Annotated in this window: 13 protein-coding genes; 5 read left to right on the forward strand and 8 right to left on the reverse strand. The window is 56.8% G+C overall.

Going from position 1 to position 15,637, the window contains the following annotated elements; genetic code table 11:
• The first annotated feature begins 182 nt into the window (after positions 1-182).
• Positions 183-1,838, forward strand: coding sequence for an Ig-like domain-containing protein (locus ACR0CE_RS12585; RefSeq protein ID WP_480832716.1), 1,656 nt, complete (start codon positions 183-185; stop codon positions 1,836-1,838).
• A 28-nt stretch (positions 1,839-1,866) separates the two neighbouring features.
• Here the strand turns inward: ACR0CE_RS12585 and ACR0CE_RS12590 are convergent, their stop codons facing one another.
• From ACR0CE_RS12590 to ACR0CE_RS12620, 7 genes are all read right to left on the reverse strand, one after another.
• Positions 1,867-2,241 carry a DUF2237 family protein gene (locus ACR0CE_RS12590; RefSeq protein ID WP_480484012.1) on the reverse strand — a complete coding sequence of 125 codons (375 nt, stop codon included), beginning with the start codon at positions 2,239-2,241 and terminating at the stop codon, positions 1,867-1,869.
• A 9-nt stretch (positions 2,242-2,250) separates the two neighbouring features.
• Positions 2,251-3,414: a serine hydrolase domain-containing protein gene (locus tag ACR0CE_RS12595; protein WP_480832718.1), complete on the reverse strand. Its 1,164-nt coding sequence runs from the start codon at positions 3,412-3,414 to the stop codon at positions 2,251-2,253.
• Between the two features lie 83 nt (positions 3,415-3,497).
• On the reverse strand, positions 3,498-4,178 hold the full coding sequence (gene pth / locus ACR0CE_RS12600; protein ID WP_480538611.1) for an aminoacyl-tRNA hydrolase: 681 nt from the start codon (positions 4,176-4,178) through the stop codon (positions 3,498-3,500).
• A 142-nt stretch (positions 4,179-4,320) separates the two neighbouring features.
• Entirely contained in the window at positions 4,321-4,968 is a 648-nt protein-coding gene (locus ACR0CE_RS12605; protein WP_480832721.1) for a 50S ribosomal protein L25/general stress protein Ctc, read from the reverse strand.
• Positions 4,969-5,215: 247 nt separating this feature from the next.
• The gene (locus ACR0CE_RS12610; RefSeq protein WP_480484008.1) at positions 5,216-6,382 is read right to left on the reverse strand and encodes an alpha-hydroxy acid oxidase; all 1,167 of its coding nucleotides are present in this window, start codon (positions 6,380-6,382) and stop codon (positions 5,216-5,218) included.
• Positions 6,383-6,527: 145 nt separating this feature from the next.
• A complete protein-coding gene (gene trpA / locus ACR0CE_RS12615; protein ID WP_480507077.1) occupies positions 6,528-7,319 on the reverse strand; it encodes a tryptophan synthase subunit alpha in 792 nt (263 codons plus the stop codon).
• 79 nt (positions 7,320-7,398) lie between these two features.
• Positions 7,399-7,887 (reverse strand): acyloxyacyl hydrolase, encoded by a 489-nt coding sequence (locus tag ACR0CE_RS12620; protein WP_480832723.1) that lies wholly within the window; start codon positions 7,885-7,887, stop codon positions 7,399-7,401.
• A gap of 200 nt (positions 7,888-8,087) precedes the next feature.
• On the opposite strand from ACR0CE_RS12620, the gene ychF reads away from it, so the two are divergent.
• The gene (gene ychF / locus ACR0CE_RS12625) at positions 8,088-9,185 is read left to right on the forward strand and encodes a redox-regulated ATPase YchF (protein ID WP_480484005.1); all 1,098 of its coding nucleotides are present in this window, start codon (positions 8,088-8,090) and stop codon (positions 9,183-9,185) included.
• Between the two features lie 95 nt (positions 9,186-9,280).
• On the opposite strand, the gene ACR0CE_RS12630 is transcribed toward ychF, so the two are convergent.
• Positions 9,281-9,871, reverse strand: a complete 591-nt coding sequence (locus ACR0CE_RS12630; RefSeq protein ID WP_480484004.1) for a hypothetical protein — start codon at positions 9,869-9,871, stop codon at positions 9,281-9,283.
• Positions 9,872-10,098: 227 nt separating this feature from the next.
• Here ACR0CE_RS12630 and ACR0CE_RS12635 point away from each other — a divergent pair, with 227 nt between their 5' ends.
• The 3 genes from ACR0CE_RS12635 to fdhF all read left to right on the forward strand — a co-directional run bounded on the left by ACR0CE_RS12635 (position 10,099) and on the right by fdhF (position 15,566).
• The gene (locus ACR0CE_RS12635) at positions 10,099-10,980 is read left to right on the forward strand and encodes a LysR family transcriptional regulator (RefSeq protein ID WP_267365476.1); all 882 of its coding nucleotides are present in this window, start codon (positions 10,099-10,101) and stop codon (positions 10,978-10,980) included.
• An 85-nt stretch (positions 10,981-11,065) separates the two neighbouring features.
• Positions 11,066-12,769 (forward strand): NAD(P)H-dependent oxidoreductase subunit E, encoded by a 1,704-nt coding sequence (locus ACR0CE_RS12640; RefSeq protein WP_480832726.1) that lies wholly within the window; start codon positions 11,066-11,068, stop codon positions 12,767-12,769.
• A gap of 13 nt (positions 12,770-12,782) precedes the next feature.
• Positions 12,783-15,566 carry a formate dehydrogenase subunit alpha gene (gene fdhF, locus ACR0CE_RS12645; protein ID WP_480832728.1) on the forward strand — a complete coding sequence of 928 codons (2,784 nt, stop codon included), beginning with the start codon at positions 12,783-12,785 and terminating at the stop codon, positions 15,564-15,566.
• Positions 15,567-15,637 lie beyond the last annotated feature (71 nt).

The following is a 15,637-nucleotide window of genomic DNA, read 5'->3' on the forward strand; positions in this document are numbered from 1 at the left end:
TTGATTCCTGTCGCGTTCTATACAGCGTCTTCCAATTGAATTAACTTCTCATTAACCGGCGATTTGCGGTCGGTTCTGGGGATGTCTCTGCGAAGATGGGGCAAGGATGACGCTGCTTGGGATGCGATTTTAACCCCGGGCACTCTGGTGTTTGGCACCCACGCGGTGCTGTAGGAGGTAATATGGTTTGGTCCGCAATTACGAGGCTGTCGTGCCTGGGTCTTTTGGTTTCCGCGCTTTTGATGGGAAGCGTCAAAGAGGGTCTGGCGTTTGGCAACCCTTCGTTTCCGTCCCAGACAGTCGCAACACCTAACGGCGGGCAGATTTTCTTTTCCAATCTCCAAAGTACTGCGACAGCGTTCATGTCGTTGGGCGGCTCGGGTGAAGGCCCGGGAGGATCGTTCTATTTCAACAATGGTGTTTTGACTCAACCTGCTATTACGCCAGCAGGATTGGCCAATCTTGGATATATTGGCGCGACGATACTCAGCCAGAATGGAGCCGATTCCACTTACGCCGCTGATGGCTATCTTGGGGTCATGTTCACCGCGCGCGAAACCGTCGGAGGGCCACTATACCTTTATGAAATCGCGCTGTCGGGTGTCACGAATACCCAGATTATCAACACTCGGACTTTGGCAGACACGACGCAGCCGACGGCCTCAATTGGTGCGCTGACAACAATCGGGAACGGTACGTTCCAAGCGGTGATCACACTGAGTGAACCCAGCACAGATTTCACGGTGGGCGACTTGTCGGTTACCAATGCCTCCGCAAGCCTGACAGGATCGGGAACCAATTATGTTGCGACGTTAACTGCGCAAAATAACGGTACAATTGAGCTGTTTATTCCCGCAGGCGTTTTTTCGGATGCCGCCGGGAACCTGAACCTTGCGTCCAACAGGGTCAGCACACAACAGGGTGTAACGGACACACAGCGACTGGTGCAGGCCTTTCAGAACGCCCGGGCCAACAGCCTCGTGACCAATCAGCCAGAGCTGACGCAGTTTCTTCAGCAATCAGGATCAGGTGCGCTGGACTCGTCGGTAACGCAAGGATCGGGGTATCTGAAATTTGCAAGTGACCCAACCCACCCGGTCTGGTTCAATCTGTCCGGGAACTGGAGCTCTCAAAACGATTACGACAGTTCTTATGCCTTGGCCGTGGTGGGGGCGCATGGCTGGGTGAACTCGAACCTTCTGATCGGCGCCATGTTGCAGATCGACTATGCCGAAACCGAAAACGGCCCGGCCAGCGTGGATGGCACAGGGTGGCTGGTCGGACCTTATGTCGTCGCCAAACTGCCCAGCCAGCCGGTGTTTTTCGAAGGGCGCGTTCTGTACGGTCAGGCTGATAACGACATTTCTCCACTGGGCACCTATACCGACAGTTTCGATAGTGAACGCTGGCTGATCCAGTCGCGCGTAACCGGAGAGTTCAAGCGCGGTGACCTGACGCTTATGCCGCTGCTGGATGTTAGCTATGCCAGCGACGATCAGGAGGCTTATACCGATAGTCTGGGCAACCTGATCCCACAGCAGGATTTCAGCCTGACCACTGCACGGCTGGGTATGGATTTCAGTCACCCAATCCAGGTGTCGCGTGGTCAGATGATGCTGACCGGTGGTTTGTCTGGTATCTGGAGCACAACATCCGGCTCAGGCACTGTTCCTGGCGTGACACCGATAGGGGATACCGCCCGCGCCCGCGCTGATCTGGGTTTTGACTATCGGCTGGAAAACGACAGCCTTCTGGCTGCAAACCTGTTCTATGACGGTATCGGCGAAAGCGGTTTTGAAAACTACAGTGTCAGCCTGATCTGGCAAATGGCATTCTGAATCAGCCATGCGCCCCTTAGGGGGTCCTTTAGGTCTTTGCCTTATTTTGAAGCAAAATGTCGAGCGGTACGATCTCCAGCGCGCGTTGATGTGTCGCCTCCAGATGAACCTGTGGCGCGCATCCTTCGTCATGAGCTTGCAAAAACCGGCTGGCGCATAAACACCAGCTGTCGCCGGGGCGAAGGCCGGGAAAGTCGAATTCGGGTCGTGCCGTGCTCAGATCATTGCCGACATATTTTGAAAATGCCAGAAACTCGGCCGTCATCACGGTGCAGACTGTGTGACTGCCCTGATCCTCGGGGCAGGTATTGCACGCGCCATCCCGGAAAAACCCTGTCAAAGGGTCGCGAGAGCAAGGGGCCAGAACGCCACCCAGTACATTGATACTTTCTTGTTTCTGCATAATGGCATCTTACAGACTTTTCGCAATATTGCGGAACATTTCGATGTTCAGGTCATTTACACCCGGCTCACGGAACAGCCTGTCTGCACCGGTGGACACAATCAGAACGCCCCTGGGCTGGTTGAAATAGATGTATTGCCCATAGACGCCACGGGCCAGAAACTCTCCTTCATGCGCGCCGCGGGGAATCCACCATTGATACCCGTACCCGATCTCTCCTTGTGCGGTCGGTGCGCTGGGTTGGGTGGCTTCGAAAATCCATTCGGCAGGAACCAGTTGTTTTCCATTCGCGATGCCGTCCTGCAGGATCATTTGTCCGAACCGGGCGAAATCACGCGTAGTAAAGTTGAGGCCCCCCAAAACAAAAGCGATCCCTGCGCCATCAGTGATGTAGTATCCGTCCCGCTCCAGTCCCAACGGCTGAAGGATCTTCTCCGTCAGAAGGTCCGCCACGTTCCGCCCGGTCGCACCGCGTATAACCATGCCCAGAACATGGGTGTCGATCGACACGTATTGCCAGGTTTCACCCGGCGTCGCAAAGCTGTCTTGCAGCGAGGCTGCGAAATCGTCCAGCTCACCACCCAGGGCAACCACACGCCCCATCCGATTGATGTCGGAATTTGGGTCGAGGTAATCTTCATCAAACGTCACGCCGCTTGCCATGTTCAGCACGTTGCGGATCGACGCGGTTTCATACGCGCTGTCTTTCAGTTTTGGCGCATATTTGACGACCGGGTCATCCAACGACCCGATTGCCCCCTCTTGCAGCAGGATACCGAAAAGCGCCGAAAGATAGCTTTTGGCGACCGACCAGGAAATCCTCCGGTCATCCGGCCCGGTGCCAAGATAATATTCCTCGAACCTGACTTTGCCGTTCTGCATAACCAGCAACGACGTGACCGCGCGTTCATCGATCCAACTGTCGGTTCCCTCCGGCAGCTCGAACCCTTCGCCATAAGGCAGGTCCCAGGTTGGCGCGTCGCCACGCGGCAGGTTCACGGTCAGAAAAGCCTCGTCCATGTGCGAGAAATTGTGAACGATCTTCTCTTCCGAAAATAACGAGTTCACGGCCAAAAGGCGCTGCAACTCTTCGCGCTTCCACAGCCCGACGGCAGTGGCGGCCAGAACCAGCGCCAGTACGATGCGCAGCACCCACTTCAATATGGATTTCATCGCATTGCCTCCCTAGTTGAGCGGTATTGGAACGCGGGAGATCACATTCCGCAACCTCTACGTAACGGAAAGAGGCAGAGGCGCTACCTGAATTTGTCCAAAAGCTTCTGCATGGCAGATCGGTCGTCATCCTCGGTGTCGGGTGCGGGCGTTGAAGGTGTGTCGGCTTTTGGTGCGTCGGTCTTTGATGATCGCGACGGGGCAGTGCGCAATGCAACTGCATTCATGAACTTGCCGCCCTCGTCCTGAGCCAGATAAGCAGCCCCGTCCGAAACACCCCGAAGAACGTCGTCCAGCCAGCTGGTTTCGGATTTCGCAAAATCACTGAGCACGTACCCCGAAACCATTTCCTTGCGGCCCGGATGCCCGATCCCAAGGCGTACACGGTCATAGGCCGCCCCGATATGCTCATGGATCGAGCGCAGACCGTTATGCCCGGCGTGCCCGCCCCCTGCCTTGACGCGCAATTTGCCCGGGGCAAGGTCCAATTCGTCATGAAATACAACAACGTCAGTGGATTCCAGCTTGTAAAACCGCATCGCCTCGCCGACGGATTGACCCGATCGGTTCATGTAGGTTTGCGGTTTCATCAGCAGGACTTTCTCGGTGCCAAGCCGACCTTCCGAAATCTCGGCCTGAAACTTCGATTTCCAGGGACCAAAACCGTGATCTTCTGCGATACGGTCCAGGGCCATGAACCCGATATTGTGCCGGTTCCGGGCATATTTCTGGCCCGGGTTTCCCAATCCAACAAACAGCTTCATGTTTCCGTTTTGCCTCTGTAGCTCCAAAGCCATTTCATGCCCGGAAATCGTCAGGAAATCCAGTCAGGCCTGATTATTGGACCCGCAAAAAAAACGGGGCTCACCCGAGCCCCGCTTCAAAGTCGGAAACATTGTTCCAGACTTATTCTTCTTCTTTTCCGACAACTTCGACTTCATCGGCTGCAACTTCACCATCTTCATCGTCGTCGCTGGTGGACAGACCAGTCGGCGCCGAGATGTTGGCAATCACAAAGTCACGGTCGATGGTTGGTTTGGTGCCCTCAGGCAGTTCAACCGACGAAATGGTCACAACGTCATTGATGTTCAGACCGGTCAGATCAACGGTGATCTTTTCAGGAATGTCACCGGCGGTGCACATCAGTTCGATTTCCGGGCGGACAACGGTCAGAACGCCACCCTTTTTGATGCCAGGGGCCGCACCTTCATTGATGAACTCAACGGGGATGAACAACGCGATCTTGGTGGTCCGGCGCAGGCGCATCAGGTCCAGATGGGTCGGCAGGTCTTTGACGACATCACGCTGAACGTCGCGGCAGATGACGCGGACGTCATCGTGGCCTTCAACTTTCAGGTTCCACAAGGTCGACTTGAACCGGCCCGCTTTCAGGCGCTTGAACAAGACGTTGAACGGGATCTGGATTGGCAACGGTTCTTTGTCGCCACCAAATACGATGCCCGGAACCATGCCGTCGCGGCGTGCTTGACGAGCGGCGCCCTTGCCTGTCCCCGTCCGTTCCAGAGCTACGAGATCAGGAATCTCACCAGCCATGATATATTCTCCAATGTTAGGGCGGGCATCCTCCAAGGCTGTATACCCGCGTGAAGCCGCGTCCTTAGCTTGATTCACCCGATTTGGAAAGAGGTATTTCTTGCCGTGCCGTTCGGCTGGGTTCTATCGCCTGTCCTGGAGTATTATCGGGTGGACGATTGAAGGAACCCCAGCTTCATCTGGCCAAAAATATCCTGGGGGAGGCGCCCGGAACGGGCGTCGGGGGCAGAGCCCCCTGATTGACCGGTTACGCTTGCCAGCGGCCCCCGAAGTTTTCAGGTATCAGCAGATTGTGACGCCCCAACGCAGCCACATTTTTCTCACCACAAAGCGCCATTGTCGTATCAAGCTCCCTCTGGATCAGCTCAAGCGCCGTGGTGACACCTTTCTGACCCATGGCACCCAGACCATACACAAACGCGCGGCCAACATAGGTCCCTTTGGCCCCAAGCGCTAAGGCTTTGAGCACGTCTTGTCCGGATCGGATACCGCTGTCCAAATGCACCTCGATATCGCCCCCAACCGCATCCATGATCTCGGGCAGGACACGAATTGAGCTTAGCGCGCCGTCAAGCTGACGCCCACCATGGTTTGACACGACAATGGCATCGGCACCCAGCTTGGCGGCCATCCTTGCGTCATCCGCATCAAGGATGCCCTTAAGGATCACTTTCCCGCCCCATTGCTCCATCAATTTTTCAACCTTCGACCAGTCGAGGCTGGGGTCAAACTGTTCTGCGGTCCAGGCCCCCAATGAAGACGCGTCCGAAATACCATGCACATGCCCCACGATATTGCCGAACTCGCGCCGCTGGGCCCGCAGCATTTCAATGCCCCAGGCCCATTTGGTCATCAGGTTGGCGATGGTCTTTGCCGTCAGTTTGGGCGGGGCCGACAGACCGTTTTTCAGGTCCTTGTGCCGTTGGCCCAGAATTTGCAGGTCGAGCGTGATTACCAGTGCGGAACATTTAGCGTCTTTTGCTCGCTGGATCAGGCGGTTGATGTAGTCCGTGTCCTTCATCGTATAAAGCTGGAACCAGAATGGTTTGTTGGTATATCCGGCCACATCTTCAATCGAGTTGATGGACATGGTGGACAGCGTAAAGGGCACACCAAATTCCTCGGCGGCTTTGGCGGCCTTCATCTCTCCGTCTGCGTGTTGCATCCCCGTCAACCCGACCGGGGCCAGCGCCACTGGCATTGAAACGTCTTCGCCAATCATTTGCGAAGATGTCGACCGACCGGACATATCGACCGCAACCCTTTGGCGCAGGCGTATTTTTTCAAAATCGGTCGTGTTTTCGCGAAAAGTCTGTTCTGTCCAGCTGCCGCTTTCGGCGTAGTCATAGAACATACGGGGCACGCGGCGTTCATATATGCGTTTGAGGTCTTCGATATTGGTGATCACAGGCATGAAATCGGGGCTCCGCTCACATTGGTTAGTTTTCTTTACCAATTCATTCCCAAGGCTGCAATGTCTTGGCGTCACAGTGAAGGGTCACAAAAAACCCGCCGCGGTATCCGCGACGGGTCATAACTCTCGTATGTTGGCTGCGAAATCAGGCGCTGTGCGCGCCATCCGAAAGAGATTTCACAAAGGTCAGCACGTCGGTCACAGGTTTACCAGCGCCGATCTGGCTGACGATCGCTGACCCGACCACCGCGCCATCCGACACCGAGGCAATATTGCGCGATTTCTCGGGCGTGTTGATCCCGAACCCCACGATTACCGGCAGATCGGTCGCGGCCTTGATGCGGGCAACCTCGGGGCCAACATCTGTTGCTTCTGCCTCGGCTGCGCCAGTGATCCCGGTGATCGAGACATAATAAACAAAGCCCGAAGTGTTTTGCAGAACACGTGGCAGGCGTTTGTCATCCGTGGTTGGGGTTGCCAGGCGAATAAAATTCAGACCCGCCGCTTGCGCGGGCAGACAGAGTTCTGCGTCCTCTTCGGGGGGAAGGTCCACCACGATCAACCCGTCAATACCAGCTGCTTTTGCATCGGCCAGAAACGCGTCGACACCGCAGCTGTAGATCGGGTTGTAATACCCCATCAGGACAATGGGGGTTGTATCGTCTGTTTCCCGAAACGTTCGTGCCAGATCCAATGTGCGTTGCAAGGTCATGCCCTGCTCAAGCGCACGTTGGCCCGCAGCCTGAATAGTAGGACCGTCGGCCATCGGGTCGGTAAAGGGCAGGCCCAGCTCGATAACATCCACGCCAGCGCCTGGCAGGCCTTTGACCACTTCAAGCGAAGTGTCATAGTCGGGATCCCCGGCCATGACATAGGCGACAAAGGCCTTCTTGCCTTCAGCTTTCAGGGCGGCGAACTTGGCGTCGATACGGGTCATCGGATGTCCTTGCACTCGGGTTTCGACCTGATGTGCAGAAACTTTGACCGAAAATCAATCCCGCCCAGACAGGAATGGATCAGAAGCCCAGATGATAGCGTACCAGCAGGGCATTCACGCCCGGGTTTTCGTCATTGGTACTGGCGTTGGATTTATGGGTAAGCGCAACAGACACGCTGTTGCCATTGTTCAGGTTATAGCCAAGACCCAAAAGGCTGCGAATCTGAAAATCGCCCCCAAGATCATTCAGGTCGTTGCTGGCATTATAGTAGCCGGGCATTACACTGCCTTCCACGAACCAGCGATCGCTCAGCGCATACTGCCCGATCAGGCCCGCGCCGATATGCGTGTCACCATCTTCATCTACAGTTAGGGCCGCACCCCAACCGGCGCGAAACCGCGTCGCCTGATGAAATGGCGTGTGGTGGTATTCGATCGAGATCAGACCCTGATCTTCGGATGTGTCTTCAGAATAGTCCGCGTATCCGGCACCAAAAACAACGGTTTGGGCCTGGGCTGACGCGCAGGCCGTTGCCGCCAGAACGGTTGCAAGAAAAAGGTGTTTCATCAGTGTCCGCCAACAAAAAGTGATCGTGTGCTATTAACTGGTAATCGTAGGAGTTGTTTTTCAATTTCGGCAAGAACACAATTTTCAAACGATTTTGTGATGTGGCGAAATGGACTCGGCAAAGGTGCCGCCAGCAATCCCTTGCGCATTCAGGCGGACCTGCATAGAAGCTGCGATCGTATTCTATGCAGGAGGCCGTGATGGGCTTTAAAATGGGAATCGTGGGTCTGCCGAATGTCGGCAAGTCGACCCTGTTCAATGCGCTGACCAAAACCGCTGCTGCGCAGGCCGCGAACTTCCCGTTCTGCACCATTGAGCCCAATGTCGGGGATGTTGCGGTTCCCGACGCCCGCCTCGACAGGCTGGCAGCGATTGCGTCCTCAAAACAGATCATCCCCACGCGGATGACTTTTGTGGATATCGCGGGTCTGGTGAAAGGCGCGTCAAAGGGCGAAGGGCTGGGCAACCAGTTTCTGGCGAATATTCGCGAAACGGATGCGATTGCCCATGTGCTGCGCTGTTTCGAAGACGGTGACGTGACACATGTCGACGGGCGTGTTGATCCGGTTGCGGACGCTGAAACGATCGAAACCGAACTGATGCTGGCCGATTTGGAAAGCATCGAAAAGCGCCGGGCCAATCTGGTGCGCAAGCTGAAGGGCAACGACAAAGAGGCGCAACAGCAAGATCGCCTGTTGGCCGAGGCGCAGGCCATGCTGGAAAACGGCAAGCCCGCACGTCTGGTCGAAGTCAGAGACGAGGACGCCAAGGCATGGAAGATGTTGCAACTGCTGACAACCAAACCGGTTCTCTATGTCTGCAACGTGTCCGAGGAAGACGCCGCACAAGGCAACGAATTCTCTGCCCGCGTGGCCGAAATGGCCGCCGCGCAGGGCAATGCCCATGTCATCATCAGCGCCAAGATCGAAGAAGAGATCAGCCTGCTGGATGAGGACGAAGCCCAGATGTTCCTTGAGGAGATGGGTCTGGAAGAGCCCGGCCTCGACCGTCTGATCCGCGCAGGTTACGATCTGCTGAAGCTGGAAACCTATTTCACCGTCGGCCCGAAAGAGGCCCGCGCCTGGACCATCCGCACCGGCACCGCTGCACCGCAAGCAGCAGGTGTGATCCATGGCGATTTCGAAAAGGGTTTCATTCGCGCCGAGACCATCGCCTTTGACGACTATGTCGCTGCCAATGGTGAGCAGGGCGCGAAAGAGGCGGGTAAGATGCGGGCAGAGGGTAAGGGCTATATCGTCAAGGACGGCGATGTGATGCACTTTTTGTTTAATACGTGATTCACGGTCTTATTTGTGGATGGTTGTTTGAAGTGTTTTGAGGTGGGCGCTGTAACGTCTGCGGCGTCGCACCAATTGCCATTAGTAATTTGGTATCATCCTCTAACTGGATACCCACAGAGTGTTTCGCCGAAGCTTTTGAAGGGGAAAAAGCGGAAATCTTCGTAGCCGATGCTATGTTTTGTTTCGTTTGAATTTGGATGATACCGGAAGGCACCAAGGTATTTCATATCCTTGAAAAAGATTGAAGCAGGTGGGGCGACACCAGCGGTGGGCCCTACTTCACTGCAACTCCAATCATCATTACGCAGTCGTGCGTCCACTTCTTCCTGATGGTCGAAGATGCGGACGCTTGGCCCATCTAAAATCTTCATCATCCATACACTGTTCACGACGATAATAGTGCCGTCATCGTGCAGGTATAGATTAACCTCGCGGCCCAAATCGGCCACGAGCCATTCGTAGGCGCAAGAGAAGGGGGTGTCGTCACACACGACCAAGCGGCGCTCATACTCAGTAAAGAGTGATCGAAAAAGCGTGGGAACCTGCACGCGTACAGTCAAGCCGTCAGGGAACTTAAATGCATTCTTGTAGGGCTCATCTGCAGCCGCTGCTCGTAAGTTGACGGTTATAGAAACAGTGAAGACAAAGCAAATAAATAGGAAAGTTCTAAATGGTTTGCTCATCAGCTGCTCCGGTTTCTGGCGTTTTGATCTTTAAGGGCAAATGACATTTCATCTTTTGTGTGACAACGGTTTTGAATATCCAGTTTCACTTCAAATAAGAGGTGTCGATGGATAGTAACAAGTGTAAGCTCTTCTCGCTTATTGCGCGCGCCATGTAACGCCTGCTTTCCTTCCCAATCGAAGTCTCGCTAAGGTATGGATCAACCAGCTGTCGGAGACAATTGTAAGTGATCGAAATCCGCGACCTGCAACTGCTCAGCGCCTTGGCGCGGCATCGGCATTTTGCCAAAGCAGCCGAGGAATGCGGGATTTCGCAGCCCGCGTTTTCAATGCGCATCCGCAATCTTGAGGACCGATTGGGTGTCTCAATCGTCCGTCGCGCCAACCGCTTTCAAGGGCTGACCGAAGAGGGCGAGATGATTGTCCAGCGGGCGCGGCGTATTCTGGACGACACCAAGGCGCTGGAACAGCAGGTGCTGGCCGCCAAGGGTGAGATTACGGGCACACTGATCCTCGGCGTGATCCCGACCGCAATCGCCTTCACGGGACGGTTGGTCAAAAGGCTGCGTGACGCGCATCCTCGTATCGTCACACGCATTGAAACCATGTCTGCCACCGCAATTCAGCACCGGCTGGACGAAGGCAGCCTTGATGCCGGGGTGACTTATGGTGACAGCATCGGCACGGACTTCCGGCAGGTTCAGCCTCTTTACGAGGAAACCTATGTGTTGTTGGTGCCCACGCATCTGACGGACCAAAGCGGCCCGATTCCGTGGGCGCAGGTCGCAGAATTTCCGCTCAGCCTTTTGGAGCCGCAGATGCAGAACCGGCGTATTCTGGACCGGGTGTTTGCCGAACAGGGGCTGCACCCCGATATCGTTGCCGAAACCAGCGGTTTTACGGCGTCAATGGTCATGGTGCGGGAGGGGCTGGCGGCGACGGTTGTTCCTCGGGTTCTGGTACGTGCGCTGGGCGATTTGAAGGGAACGAAAGTGTTGCCGCTGATCGAACCTGTTGTCAGCAAACCGATTTGTCTGGCGACCCTCAGCCGCGACCCCGAGTTGCCGACGGTCAAGGCTTTGCGGGATGTGGTGACCTCTTTGCGGTGATAAGGTGTCGTTATCGTGCGATTGCCAAAAGCGATTTGACGATATGTTTGCCTGATGAGAGACGGAACCTCAATCGGAGGGCATCATGGCACCATTAGATACCAAGCCATCAGGCACACCCAAGGGCGTCTGGAAGTCAGGTAAAGGCAAGGGGCGGCACACACCCAAGGGCCGTCAGTTCACGGATGAGGCGCAGGCTGAAATCACACGCCTGCTGGGCGATCGCCCGCGCCGCCGTGATCTGTTGATCGAATTCCTGCATTTGATTCAGGACGAACACGGCCATATCAGCGCCGACCATATCGCGGCATTGGCCGTCGAGATGCGGATCGGTCAGGCCGAGATCTACGAGACCGCGACTTTCTATGCCCATTTCGATGTGGTGAAAGAAGGCGAGACACCTCCTCCCGCTTTGACCATCCGGGTTTGTGATTCCCTCTCCTGCGAAATGGCCGGTGCCCAGCAGTTGCAGCATGCGCTGGAAGGCGGTTTGGACCCTGCCGAAGTTCGCGTTGTTCGCGCGCCCTGCATGGGGCGTTGCGATACCGCCCCGGTATTGGAGATTGGCCACAACCACATTGACCATGCGACCCCCGAGAAGGTGCAGTCGGCGATTGCAGCAGGGGACACCCATGCGCATTTGCCCGACTATGAGACCTTTGCGGCCTATGAGGCCAACGGCGGCTACGCCACGCTGAAAAATCTGCGCAACGGCGGAAACTGGGAAGAAGTACAGGAAACTGTCCTGGCCTCGGGTTTGCGTGGTCTGGGTGGCGCTGGCTTCCCGTCGGGCAAGAAATGGGGTTTTGTTCGCATGAACGAAGGCCCGCGCTATTTGGCTGTCAACGGCGACGAGGGTGAACCCGGCACGTTCAAAGACCGCTATTACCTGGAGCGCACGCCGCATGTCTTCCTTGAAGGAATGCTGATCGCTGCATGGGCGGTCGAGGCCGAGACCTGTTTCATTTACATGCGCGACGAATACCCAGCAGTGCTGGAAATTCTGCGTCGTGAGATTGCGGCTCTGGAACAGGCGGGTATTGTCGAAGAAGGCTATATCGACCTGCGCCGGGGTGCTGGCGCTTATATCTGCGGTGAAGAATCCGCGATGATCGAATCGATCGAGGGCAAGAAGGGCCTGCCACGCCACCGTCCTCCGTTCGTGGCGCAGGTTGGGGTCTTTAACCGTCCGACCTTGGTGCACAATGTCGAGACGCTGTATTGGGTCTCAAAAATCTGCCGCGAAGGGCCGCAGATTCTGAACTCTGTTGAAAAGAACGGCCGCAAGGGCCTGCGCAGCTATTCGGTCTCGGGGCGTGTGGCGAAGCCAGGCGTTTACCTGCTGCCCGCAGGTTCGACCATTCTTGATGTGATTGATGCCGCCGGCGGCATGGCTGATGGCCATGTGTTCAAGGCGTATCAACCGGGCGGGCCGTCGTCTGGTCTTCTCCCCTCAAGCATTGACGACGTCCCGCTCGACTTCGACACGCTTCAGCCGCTTGGTACCTTCATCGGGTCTGCCGCCGTTGTGGTTCTGTCCGATCAGGACACCGCCCGCGATGCCGCGCTTAACATGCTGCGGTTCTTTGAGGATGAAAGCTGTGGTCAGTGCACACCCTGCCGGGCAGGCTGCGAAAAGGCGGTCAAGCTGATGCAGGCCGACAAGTGGGACACCGATCTGTTGGAGGATCTGTGTCAGGTCATGGGCGATGCCTCGATCTGCGGTCTGGGGCAGGCGGCCCCGAATCCGATCCGCCTGGTCATGAAACATTTCGCTGACGAAATCTGAGGGAGACAGAGCCATGCTTGACGCAAGCCCAACCAAGACCGTCACCTTCAACCTGAACGGCGATGACGTCACTGTGCCCGAGGGCACCACGATCTGGGAAGCAGCCAATGGCCGGGGCCTGGTGATCCCGCACCTGTGCCACAAGCCTGCGCCGGGATACCGCCCCGATGGCAACTGCCGCGCCTGCATGGTCGAGGTGGAGGGCGAGCGCACGCTGGTCGCCTCATGCATCCGCCCGGCGGCTGACGGGATGGTGGTCAAGACCGATACCGACCGCGCCGAGAAATCGCGCGCCATGGTGATGGAATTGCTCGTGGCCGACCAGCCCGAGCAGCCGCATGACGTATCCAGCCATTTCTGGGATATGGCCAAGCTGAACGATGTCAGCGACAGCCGATTTCCTGCGAAAGAGGCCGAGAAAATCCCGCTGCTGGATGACAGCCATGTGGCGATGCGGGTCAATCTGGATGCCTGCATCAACTGCAATCTTTGTGTTCGGGCCTGCCGCGAAGTGCAGGTGAATGACGTGATCGGCATGGCTGGTCGCGGTCAAACCGCGCAGGTGGTGTTCGACCAGAACGACCCGATGGGCGCGTCAACTTGCGTGGCCTGTGGTGAATGTGTTCAGGCCTGCCCGACCGGTGCGCTGATGCCGGCCACCGTGCTGGACGACCAGCAGCAGGGGGACAGCAAGGACTACGACAGCGAAACCGAAAGCGTCTGCCCGTTCTGCGGTGTGGGCTGCAAAGTGTCACTGAAGGTCAAGGACGGCAAGGTGAAGTATGTCGAGGGCATCAACGGCCCCGCAAACGAAGGTCGTTTGTGCGTCAAAGGTCGCTTTGGCTTTGACTACATCCACCACCCGCACCGCCTGACCAAACCGCTGATCCGGCGCGAGGATGCGCCCGCCAAGGGGCTGAACGTTGATCCGGGCAACCTGTCGAGCCATTTCCGAGAGGCGACCTGGGAAGAGGCGATGGACTTGGCCGCGACCAAGCTGATGGCCCTGCGTGCCGAAGACCCACGTTCGGTTGCGGGCTTCGGTTCGGCCAAGTGCACCAACGAAGAGGCGTACCTGTTCCAGAAGTTCATCCGTCAGGGCTTCAAGCACAACAACGTCGATCACTGCACCCGTCTGTGCCACGCTTCATCCGTTGCGGCGCTGATCGAGAATGTGGGTTCGGGCGCGGTGACGGCGACCTTTAACGAGATCGAAAACGCCGATGTGGCGATCATCATCGGTTCGAACCCGATCGAGAACCACCCTGTCGCGGCGACCTATTTCAAGCAGTTCGCCAAGCGTGGCGGCAAACTGATCGTTATGGACCCCCGTGGCGTTGGTATGCGCAAGTTCGCGGATGAAATGCTGCAGTTCCGTCCGGGGGCGGATGTCTCGATGCTCAACGCGATCATGAACGTGATCGTCGAGGAAGAGTTGTATGACAGCCAGTACATACACCGCTGGACCGAGAACTGGGAGGCCGAGAAAGAACACCTGCGCGCCTTCACGCCCGAAGCGATGGCACCGATCTGTGGTATTGAACCGGATCAGCTGCGCCGTGTCGCGCGTACCTTTGCGCAGGCCAAAGCTGGCCTGATCTTCTGGGGCATGGGCGTCAGCCAGCACATCCACGGCACCGACAACTCGCGCTGCCTGATTTCGCTGGCTCTGATGACGGGCAATGTCGGTAAACCCGGCGCTGGGCTGCACCCGCTGCGGGGGCAAAACAACGTGCAGGGCGCATCGGATGCGGGCCTGATCCCGATGTTCCTGCCGGACTATCAGTCGGTGACTGACGACGGCGTTCGCGCCAGATTCAATGATGTCTGGCATTCGGATGACTTCTCGAACGAGAAGGGTCTGACGGTGACCGAAATCATCGATCAGGCCTATGCGGGCAACATCAAGGGCATGTATATTCAGGGTGAAAACCCGGCCATGTCCGACCCGGATGTGAACCACGCCCGCGCGGCGCTGGCCAAACTGGATCTGATGATCGTGCAGGACATCTTCCTGACCGAGACGGCGAACTATGCCGATATCATCCTGCCTGCCTCGGCGCTCTATGAAAAGAACGGCACGGTGTCGAACACCAACCGTCAGGTACAGCGTGTACGGCCTGCCGTTACCCCCCCGGGAGAAGCGCGCGAAGATTGGAAGATCACGGTCGAGCTGGCACAGCGCATCGGGCTGAACTGGGATTACACCGATGTCTCTCAGGTCTTTGCCGAGATGAAACTGACCATGGCATCGCTTGACAACATCACGTGGGAGCGTCTGGAGACCGAGACGATTACCTACCCGTCGCTCAGCGAAACCGACCCGGGTCAGGCCATCGTGTTCGGGGATGGTTTCCCCCGCTCGGGCGGTAAGGCGAAGTTCACCCCCGCCAGCGTCATTCCGCCGGATGAGGCCCCGGACGAGGAATACCCGATGATCGCCACCACTGGCCGTCAGCTGGAACATTGGCACACCGGCTCAATGACCCGCCGGTCCAATGTTCTGGACGCGGTTGAGCCCGAGGCGAACTGTTCGATGAATCCACGTACGCTCAAGCTGATGGGCATCGAGCCGGGCGACATGATCCGCCTGACCACACGCCGTGGTTCGATTGAGATCATGGTCCGCGCGGACCGGGCGATTGCCGAGGATATGGTGTTCATCCCGTTTGCCTATGTTGAGGCGGCGGCGAACATCCTGACAAACTCAGCCATCGACCCTTATGGCAAAATCCCCGAGTTCAAATTCTCGGCCATTCGCGTCGAGAAGATCGAAGGCGCAGTTGCGGCTGAGTAAACCCAATACATATCAAGCAAAGAAGGCGGCCAGACAGGTCGCCTTTTTCTTTTCTTGACAGGCGCTTGCGC

The organism is Ruegeria sp. L11 (genome assembly GCF_056531755.1).

Excerpts from the sequence above, each read along its gene's own strand:
- ACR0CE_RS12585 (WP_480832716.1), top strand. The coding sequence starts at position 183 with ATGGTTTGGTCCGCAATTACGAGGCTGTCGTGCCTGGGTCTTTTGGTT.
- ACR0CE_RS12590 (WP_480484012.1), bottom strand. The coding sequence starts at position 2,241 with ATGCAGAAACAAGAAAGTATCAATGTACTGGGTGGCGTTCTGGCCCCT.
- ACR0CE_RS12595 (WP_480832718.1), bottom strand. The coding sequence starts at position 3,414 with ATGAAATCCATATTGAAGTGGGTGCTGCGCATCGTACTGGCGCTGGTT.
- pth (WP_480538611.1), bottom strand. The coding sequence starts at position 4,178 with ATGAAGCTGTTTGTTGGATTGGGAAACCCGGGCCAGAAATATGCCCGG.
- ACR0CE_RS12605 (WP_480832721.1), bottom strand. The coding sequence starts at position 4,968 with ATGGCTGGTGAGATTCCTGATCTCGTAGCTCTGGAACGGACGGGGACA.
- ACR0CE_RS12610 (WP_480484008.1), bottom strand. The coding sequence starts at position 6,382 with ATGCCTGTGATCACCAATATCGAAGACCTCAAACGCATATATGAACGC.
- trpA (WP_480507077.1), bottom strand. The coding sequence starts at position 7,319 with ATGACCCGTATCGACGCCAAGTTCGCCGCCCTGAAAGCTGAAGGCAAG.
- ACR0CE_RS12620 (WP_480832723.1), bottom strand. The coding sequence starts at position 7,887 with ATGAAACACCTTTTTCTTGCAACCGTTCTGGCGGCAACGGCCTGCGCG.
- ychF (WP_480484005.1), top strand. The coding sequence starts at position 8,088 with ATGGGCTTTAAAATGGGAATCGTGGGTCTGCCGAATGTCGGCAAGTCG.
- ACR0CE_RS12630 (WP_480484004.1), bottom strand. The coding sequence starts at position 9,871 with ATGAGCAAACCATTTAGAACTTTCCTATTTATTTGCTTTGTCTTCACT.
- ACR0CE_RS12640 (WP_480832726.1), top strand. The coding sequence starts at position 11,066 with ATGGCACCATTAGATACCAAGCCATCAGGCACACCCAAGGGCGTCTGG.
- fdhF (WP_480832728.1), top strand. The coding sequence starts at position 12,783 with ATGCTTGACGCAAGCCCAACCAAGACCGTCACCTTCAACCTGAACGGC.